At 51.4% G+C, this 2,311-nt stretch carries 3 protein-coding genes; all 3 read right to left on the bottom strand.

Annotated elements, in window-relative coordinates; all coding sequences use genetic code 11:
- Nucleotides 1-336 precede the first annotated feature (336 nt).
- The 3 genes from JX325_RS15520 to JX325_RS15510 all read right to left on the bottom strand — a co-directional run bounded on the left by JX325_RS15520 (nucleotide 337) and on the right by JX325_RS15510 (nucleotide 2,048).
- Entirely contained in the window at nucleotides 337-1,386 is a 1,050-nt protein-coding gene (locus JX325_RS15520; protein WP_204791961.1) for an IS30 family transposase, read from the bottom strand.
- Nucleotides 1,387-1,439: 53 nt separating this feature from the next.
- Complete coding sequence (locus tag JX325_RS15515) at nucleotides 1,440-1,682, bottom strand: helix-turn-helix domain-containing protein (protein WP_160583866.1); 243 nt, start codon at nucleotides 1,680-1,682, stop codon at nucleotides 1,440-1,442.
- A 144-nt stretch (nucleotides 1,683-1,826) separates the two neighbouring features.
- Complete coding sequence (locus tag JX325_RS15510; protein ID WP_204791960.1) at nucleotides 1,827-2,048, bottom strand: antitoxin; 222 nt, start codon at nucleotides 2,046-2,048, stop codon at nucleotides 1,827-1,829.
- Between the last annotated feature and the right edge of the window lie 263 nt (nucleotides 2,049-2,311).

Genomic DNA, 2,311 nt, shown 5'->3' with positions numbered 1-2,311 from the left:
GCAAGTTTACTTTTCAGGGCTTCGCCGCACATTTTTCCTCCTTTGTCAACCCCTTTTTATATCTTTTTTTGACTTTATCTTCTCCTTATTCCTAACTTAATGACATTAAATGACATTACTTACGGGCAGTCCCACGGATTGCAAAAATGCAAAATGTCAAGACTAAATTACAAAAAATTATAAAAAGTTTTTAATAGCCCTAAAAACGGGGGTCCCGCTCCAGGTGGGATCCCCGTTTTTCGCGCCTCCACGGCGCTGTCGGTGCAAAAATGGCGCAAAGAATTGGCCGGCGCCCCTGGGCGTTTCCGGCCTGGTCGTTTTTCCGTGTTCAGCTGGTCAGGCCGCCACGGTCATGTATTCGTCGTAAAGCATTTGCGGCGTTTTCCACCCCAGGATCCGGCGCGGATAGTTTGCCAGCCACTCCTCTACCTCCGCCACCTCCGCCGCGCTCACATTGTCGAAGTTGGTCCCCTTTGGAAAAAACCGCCTTATGATCCGGTTCATGTTTTCGTTGCTGCCCCGCTCATAGGCAGAATATGGGTGGCAATAAAAAATCTTTGTGCGCGGTTTCCTGGCCCGCTTGGATCGCTCCATCCCCTCGCAGTCCTGGAACTCGCACCCATTATCCACGGTGATGGAGTGGAAAACCTCCCGGAACTTTGCCCCCATGCGGCGCTCCATGCGGTCCAGAGCCCGGACCACGCTTTCCATGGTATGATCAGGCACCCGGACGATCACGGGGTAACGGGTCAGCCGCTCGGTCAGCACCACCAGGGCCGCCTTGCTGCCCTTGCACCCCATAACGCTGTCCATTTCCCAGTTTCCGAAAGTTTCCCGGCTGTTGATCTCCTCCGGGCGCTGTTCGATGGTGTCCCCCTTGGCCGGTCTGGCCCGGTTATTGTCGCCCGCTTTTCGCCCCTCGTTCCGCCGTCCCCCCTTATACAGCAGATCCGCCTCGGTCAAGTTCAGGAAAATGTCCCCCCGATAAATCCAGTTGTAAAGGGTGGTTTCACAGATTTCTGTATCAAACTTTTTCCCGTCAATCTGGATCTGTGCCAGTGCCGCACCGGGGGACCGCTTTTTATTTATGATCTGGTCCTCGATGTACTCCACAAAAGCAAAATCTTTCCCCAGCTTAATGTCCGGCCCTTTTGCCCTCAAATTTTCCTGGTATTTCCGCTCCGCCACGTCCGCGCAGTATCTTTCCACAAATTCGTATTCGCTGGTCTGCTGAACGCACATTCCCCGCGCAATCTCATTATAGATCGTTTTCTTGCATACCCCTAATTCCTGCGCAATCGCCGCCGGTTTTGCCCCGGTCCGCAGGGCGCCCTCTATTTTCAGCCGTTGCTCCCACCTGATATGTTTATATCCCTTGTAATTCATAGCAGCCTCCTTTTGGCATGACAAAACCGGCGCGGTGCAATACCACGCCGGTTTCACTCTCTCCCCAGCAGCCACAACACGGAAACCTCCAAAATATCCGCTATGGTGGTCACTTCATAATCTGCCACATACCTGCTGCCGCTCTCGATCCTGCTTATGCTGTCCCGCTCCATCGGGATCCCGATCAGTTGTAATTGTCTGCATAAATCAGACTGTGAAAAGCGTTTCGCCAGGCGGGCCAGTCTTATGCGATCACCACAAATATTCCTTTTCCCGTGAAATGTGTATGCCCTCATAGTCGCCTCCAGCCGCCGAAATAATCAAAATTTTTCTTAATATTACCACGGTTCCGTTTTCCGGCCCGTTGGAATATCCAGCAATCAAAAATTTTGTTGTTTCGGCTCTGGAGGCTGTGCCGAAAGTGTTCCGTCCCCTCCCGTTTATTCCTCTGTCATTTCCTCCCCCAGCACCTCCGCCGCCAGTTTGTCCATGGCCTGCTCCATAAATCTGTTTAAGCTGCACCCCATGGCGTCCGCCGCCGCCTTGTACCGGCTTTTCTTCCCTTGCTTTACATATCCGTTTATCCGATCATAGGCTTTTTCGTTAAATTCGCGCTTGTAGTCCGTGGCGCTCATACCGTTTTCCTTTTTGGGTCTACCCATTTTAATCACCTCACCGTCATTTTACCACATTCCTTTGTTTTTATCTACTGTTAGATTTTAATAAAAATCTAACGTTAGATTTGTTTACTTTGCCGCTTGTTTTCATCTAACGTTAGATGTATAATGTAGACAGTTCAAGGGAAACACAGCCGCCCGGCTGCCGGGGCGTAGAGTACGGCAGCGGTCAACCTCCCGAACCAATACGGAAAGGGCACCGACACGGACCACACCACACACCACCCGTCATTTTATGGAGGTTTTGA

Origin of the sequence: Oscillibacter sp. CU971 (genome assembly GCF_905219725.1) — a bacterium.
Classification (GTDB): Bacteria; Bacillota; Clostridia; order Oscillospirales; family Oscillospiraceae; genus Oscillibacter.
This window is presented reverse-complemented; position numbering and strand designations above follow the sequence as displayed.

Bases quoted from the DNA above. Each gene is read 5' to 3' on its own strand.
- JX325_RS15520 (WP_204791961.1), bottom strand. From the start codon at position 1,386: ATGAATTACAAGGGATATAAACATATCAGGTGGGAGCAACGGCTGAAA.
- JX325_RS15510 (WP_204791960.1), bottom strand. From the start codon at position 2,048: ATGGGTAGACCCAAAAAGGAAAACGGTATGAGCGCCACGGACTACAAG.
- JX325_RS15515 (WP_160583866.1), bottom strand. From the start codon at position 1,682: ATGAGGGCATACACATTTCACGGGAAAAGGAATATTTGTGGTGATCGC.